Genomic DNA, 5,662 nt, shown 5'->3' on the forward strand with positions numbered 1-5,662 from the left:
CATGCTCACTGTTGGTAGTTAGCTCAGATGAGCTCACGCAAACAATATTAAATGGCGTTGTTTGTGAGTTCAAGTGAGTAATGTAAGCCTGTGCAATCGCGCTACTGGCGCCAAATAAAATGATCGTTTTCATTTTTCACCTTTCGCTTTGTTTGAGCATTGGCCACTACTGCATACTGAGTTGGGCATTAAAAATCGACTAATATGATGGCGGTATTTAGCAAACACGCGATATACACTATCAGCAAAAAAGCGGATCACCGGTAAACGGATAATTTTAAGCCAAGGGTACTTGCCCACGCTACGCCATGCTTGGTAGGTCACATCTAAACCATAAATCATCTGTCCTGAGCTGGTTTGTGCTTGCAAAATATTCATTGCTTGGTGTTGATTAACCGTTGGAAATCGCCTGCTAAAGTCATCTGCATTAAGATCTTCAAGGGTGATTTTTTGCTCAATATCGCTGCGTTTTAAGTGTTGCATTGCTACCTGGCACAGCGGGCAATTTGCATCGTAAAAAATGATCATAATGTAACAGGCAATTATTTAACATGTTAATTATTACGCAGACAGTTGTGAAATGGATCTATTAAATAATCGCGCATGATGATATTAATAGTGCTCCATTATGCAAAGGAGTTTGATAAATGAGTGAACAATATGCCGCATTGCGAGCTAATGTAAATTTACTAGGGCAAATGCTTGGACAAACGATTAAAGATGCTCAAGGCCAAGCGATTTTAGATAAAGTTGAAGAAATAAGAGCTCTATCAAAGTCCTCGCGCAGTGGTAATGAAGCCGACCGACAAGCGTTAATCAACGTATTGCATGCGCTTAGTGATGAAGAGCTATTGCCGGTTGCCCGTTCATTTAATCATTTTTTAAACTTAGCGAACGTTGCTGAGCAATTTCATACCGTGTCACGCTTTAACGATGTCGGCTTTTGCCAACTCAACCCGCTCACTCAAACGTTAAAAACGTTAGCGGCCAAAACAAAAAGTGGTGAACTTAACGAAAATCACCTAGCTGAAACACTCTCGCAATTGCATATTAATTTAGTGCTTACGGCACACCCTACCGAAGTAACGCGACGTACTATGATCAACAAGCACGTTGAGCTTAGTGATTGTTTAGCGTCTTTAGAGCGCACCGATAACTTGCCACAAGAGCGTGATGCGCTGTTAAATCGTATAGCACAGCTGATAAGCCAAGCATGGCATACCGATGATATTCGCCGTTCACGACCCACTCCAGTTGATGAAGCCAAATGGGGCTATGCGGTGATTGAAAATAGCTTATGGCATGCTGTGCCACGCTTTTTACGTGAGTTTGATCAGCAAGTAAAAGAGCATTTAAGTTTAGCGCTGCCTATCAACTACAGCCCAATTGAATTTACCTCGTGGATGGGGGGCGATCGGGATGGTAACCCATTTGTAACCGCAGAGGTGACCAAAGAAGTGCTTGATCATGGCCGCTGGATGGCGCTTGATTTATATAGCCGCGACCTAGACACGCTGAGCGCTGAGTTGTCTATGTCAGATGCCAGTGATGAAGTGATAAAGCTAGCTGGGCAGGAGTTTGAACCTTATCGTTGTATCATTAAAAACTTAAAAAATAAAGTGGCCGAAACGGTGCTGCACCTAAGCGCAAAAATAAAAAATAAGCGCACTGAAGCACAAGATTTAATTACCGATATTAATCAAATAAGGCACCCAATTGAGGCATGTTATCGCTCGTTGTTAAAGTGCAATATGAAAGTGGTGGCGGACGGTTTGTTACTTGATGTGTTGCATCGAGTAAATAGTTTTGGCCTACGTTTGGCAAAGTTAGATGTGCGCCAAGATGCATCGCGCCACACTGAGGTGTTTTCTGAAGTAACCCGTTATTTAGGTTTAGGAGATTACGGACAGTGGCAAGAGCAAGATAAACAAGCGTTTTTATTAGCCGAGCTTAACTCGCGCAGGCCGCTACTTCCTAAACGTTGGCAGCCAAGCCCCGAGGTGCAAGAAGTGCTTGATACCTTTGATGTGATTGCCAGTCAAGATGAGCAAACATTTGGCTTGTATATTATTTCTATGGCGCGGACCGCCTCCGATATTTTAGCGGTACAGTTGTTATTAAAAGAAACGGGCTGTCGCTTTAAACTTCCCGTTACTCCGTTGTTTGAAACCTTAGATGACTTAAATGACGGCCATAATGTGATTGCCACTTTGCTGGATAATGACTGGTATCGTGGGCAAATTGATAACACGCAAAACGTGATGATAGGGTATTCAGACTCGGCCAAAGATGCCGGTATGATGGCTGCAGGCTGGGCGCAGTATGAAGCGATGGATAAGCTCGTGCAATTAGCTGATAAGCGGGGAATTGAACTGGTGTTATTCCATGGCCGTGGTGGCACAGTGGGGCGCGGCGGTGCACCGGCTGCACAAGCATTGCATTCGCAACCACCGGGGTCGTTAAAAGGTGGATTACGGGTTACAGAGCAAGGCGAAATGATCCGCTTTAAATTTGGCTTACCTAATGTGGCACTGCAAAGCTTAAATATTTACGCGGGCGCGGTGCTACAAAGTAATTTATTACCGCCACCAGAGCCCAAAGCACAATGGCGCGAAGTAATGGCCTTGATAAGCGCGCAATCGTGTGAGCATTACCGGAATGTGGTACGCCATGACGAAAATTTTGTGCCGTACTTTAGAATGGCCACGCCAGAGCTTGAGCTATCTAAGTTACCGCTGGGCTCTCGCCCCGCGAAACGTAATCCTAATGGTGGTGTAGAAAGCTTACGGGCTATTCCGTGGATATTTGCTTGGAGCCAAAACCGGTTAATGCTGCCTGCGTGGCTGGGTGCATTAACGGGATTAAAAGCGGCCTTAGCAAAATACGGCGCTGAGACATTACAAGAAATGAGCTTGCAATGGCCATTTTTTCGAGCACGACTTGAAATGCTTGAAATGGTGTTTAGTAAAGCCGATAGCTGGCTGAGCGAACATTATGATAATGCGCTGGTAGAAGATATGTACAAACCGCTTGGAGTCACGCTGCGTAAAGAGCTTGCTGAAGCGATAAGTTTGGTGCAGTCGCTCAGCCCACAAAAGAGCTTACTTGCCGATCAGCCGTGGATCAAAGAGTCGATTGCACTGCGTAACCCATACACCGATCCACTTAACGTATTACAGGTAGAGTTATTACGTCGCTCGCGCACCAGTGAGCATGGTAGTGAGGGCGATATTGATAATGCGCTGATGATCACCATGACCGGCATTGCAGCGGGCATGCGCAATACCGGATAATATTAAAATGACTAACAGAGGAGCTGTATTGCTCCTCTTTTTTTGCGTTAAACTAGCAATTCAGGTGCTAACCTTTTAAACTACTTAGCCATTGAATAATTAAAATATATTATGGCTTCAGCAACTTATTTAGTACAACACGATACTGCACTAACAAACTCACATATCACCTTAAGCGTCGCGCAAACTCAGGCGTTACGCAATCAATTGAAAACCCAGCGTGGTATTTTAAACGCCCAAGACATTGCCCATTTATGTGCCCAATTTGATGTTTCAGTCGATGCTTTGCTGCAAGGTTTAGTGCCGCTCGCGGCTGAATTTGCGGTAGCCCCAGTGTCGCAGTTTCATGTGGGAGCGATTGTAAAAGCAGTGGATGGCAATAACGAGACTCACTTTTACTTTGGCGCGAATGTGGAGTTTAACCAGCAAGCACTGAGTTTAGTGGTACATGGCGAACAATCGGCGATTAATAATGCTTGGTTAAATGGCGCAAAAAAAATAGAAAAAATTGCCATTAGTGACGCTCCCTGTGGCTATTGCCGCCAGTTTATGAATGAGCTGGCCGATGCCAAGCAACTCGACATATTATTACCCGAGCAGCATTTTAAATTAACCGAATTACTGCCGCACTCCTTTGGCCCAACTGATTTAGGGAATCAATTTAGTTTATTTAATCCGGCGCCGCAAACGCGTCGCTTTACAGATAACACGATTGATCCGCAGTTAGCGCGTGTTGCGCTGGCGGCCTATGTGCCCTATAGCCAAAACTACAGTGCGGTAAAAATATCAACGGTTGCCGATGGTGACTTTTATGGCAGTTACGCAGAAAATGCCGCCTATAGCCCGAGCTTATCGCCATTACAAAGTGCGTTGAGTCAGCTGTTTTTAGCTGGAGGAAGTTTTGATAAGCACAACGTTACGGGTATTACGCTATTAGAAACCGCAGGTCATGAAAACCAAGCGGGTGTGGCGCATGCGGTATTAGCAAGTTTTGCCCAGTTACCGCCATTGCAGGTGATTAGCGCCTCACTGAGCTAAAAACAATAAAGCACAGCGCGTGCTGTGCTTTATTCATAACCAAGAGTAGTTTAACCCAGTAACACTTTTGCCGCTTCTATAACTACAGCAACTGATTTTCTTTCAATTTCGCCGTGGTCGACATTTGGAATTTCTTGGCGAGTACGATTAACTAATACGCCCGCTACACAGGCGGCTTGTAAGCCTAGTGCCGCACACATAGTAAATAAGGTGGCCGATTCCATTTCGTAGTTCATTACGCCTAGCTGTTGCCATTCTTCGCAGCTGCCTTGTAATGATTTTGGCACATAGCCCGAGTGTGTATCGTAACGCTCTTGTCCTGGGTAAAAAGTATCGCTAGAGGCGGTAATACCAATATGAAAATCGATATTTAGGTTTTCACACGCTTTTACCATTGCTTGGGTAGCAAAAAAGTCAGACACAGCAGGGTAGCTAAGCGGGGCAAAATGTTGGCTGGCGCCATCTAAACGTACCGATGCTTGGCTAATTAAAATATCGCCCTCATTAATGTGCGGTTGAATTGCACCTGTGGTGCCAATGCGTAAAAAGCTGCGAACCCCTAATTGTGCTAATTCTTCAACAGCAATTGACGTAGATGGACCACCAATGCCGGTAGAGCACACCACCACAGAGTGACCATTCAATTGACCTAAAAACACATGAAATTCACGCGTTTTAGCTAGGCAGGTAGGGTTATCTAACAGTTTTGAAATACGTGCTGCGCGATCGGGGTCGCCGGGAACAATAGCAAGTTTAGCACCGTGAAGATCGTCTACAGATAGCCCTAAGTGAAATACCTTTTTCATAACTAAGCCTTAAATAAAATTACTGTCAATTTAACATCATTACTATAAAAGCGCGTTTAGTACAGGACGTATGTCCGTGTTAATTTATTTTGATTTATTCATTCACATTGAATATTCAAGCAAAAGTTAAAATACCGCGTAAAATGAGGCGGTTGACTTGTTTACTCAGACATTATATTGATCACTATAAGTGATGATAAAAATAACGTGTACAATCAACTGTTTTATATTAATTTGTTATTATTCATTAAGTTATAAGCTGTTTGTGCGCTGTAATAACACAGGCTATAGCGATACAAGTGACACGTGACGAGCGCCAAAATACGCACTGCAGAAATTTTTGTTAATGTTTGGTTTTTTGCCATTGTGCATAACTAAGCACTATTAACGCACAAAATACACAGAATTATAAGGGTTTACTATGAGCACAGATTTTCAAGCATTTAAACGTAAAATTGAGCATTGTTTATGCGCCCCGGGTGATGGCGTGTATACCGTTAACACCGCAAAAGAGCGCAAAGCCGC

4 protein-coding genes and 1 pseudogene are annotated in these 5,662 nt (G+C 43.9%); 2 read left to right on the forward strand and 3 right to left on the reverse strand.

Annotation, left to right across the window (positions count from 1 at the left end):
* Nucleotides 1-133, reverse strand: a pseudogene (locus tag ABYB02_RS13890) (short-chain dehydrogenase); the annotation flags it as partial.
* Nucleotides 130-528 carry a thiol-disulfide oxidoreductase DCC family protein gene (locus ABYB02_RS13895; protein WP_372763017.1) on the reverse strand — a complete coding sequence of 133 codons (399 nt, stop codon included), beginning with the start codon at nt 526-528 and terminating at the stop codon, nt 130-132. The gene ABYB02_RS13895 and the pseudogene ABYB02_RS13890, both read right to left, overlap by 4 nt.
* Nucleotides 529-647: 119 nt before the next feature.
* On the opposite strand from ABYB02_RS13895, the gene ppc reads away from it, so the two are divergent.
* Entirely contained in the window at nt 648-3,293 is a 2,646-nt protein-coding gene (gene ppc, locus ABYB02_RS13900; RefSeq protein ID WP_372763018.1) for a phosphoenolpyruvate carboxylase, read from the forward strand.
* 111 nt (nt 3,294-3,404) lie between these two features.
* A complete protein-coding gene (gene cdd, locus ABYB02_RS13905; protein ID WP_372763019.1) occupies nt 3,405-4,331 on the forward strand; it encodes a cytidine deaminase in 927 nt (308 codons plus the stop codon).
* Nucleotides 4,332-4,381: 50 nt separating this feature from the next.
* Here the strand turns inward: cdd and udp are convergent, their stop codons facing one another.
* Nucleotides 4,382-5,137: a uridine phosphorylase gene (gene udp, locus ABYB02_RS13910; RefSeq protein ID WP_372763020.1), complete on the reverse strand. Its 756-nt coding sequence runs from the start codon at nt 5,135-5,137 to the stop codon at nt 4,382-4,384.
* Nucleotides 5,138-5,662 lie beyond the last annotated feature (525 nt).

It is taken from the genome of Pseudoalteromonas sp., from assembly GCF_041613455.1.
GTDB lineage: Bacteria > Pseudomonadota > Gammaproteobacteria > Enterobacterales > Alteromonadaceae > Pseudoalteromonas.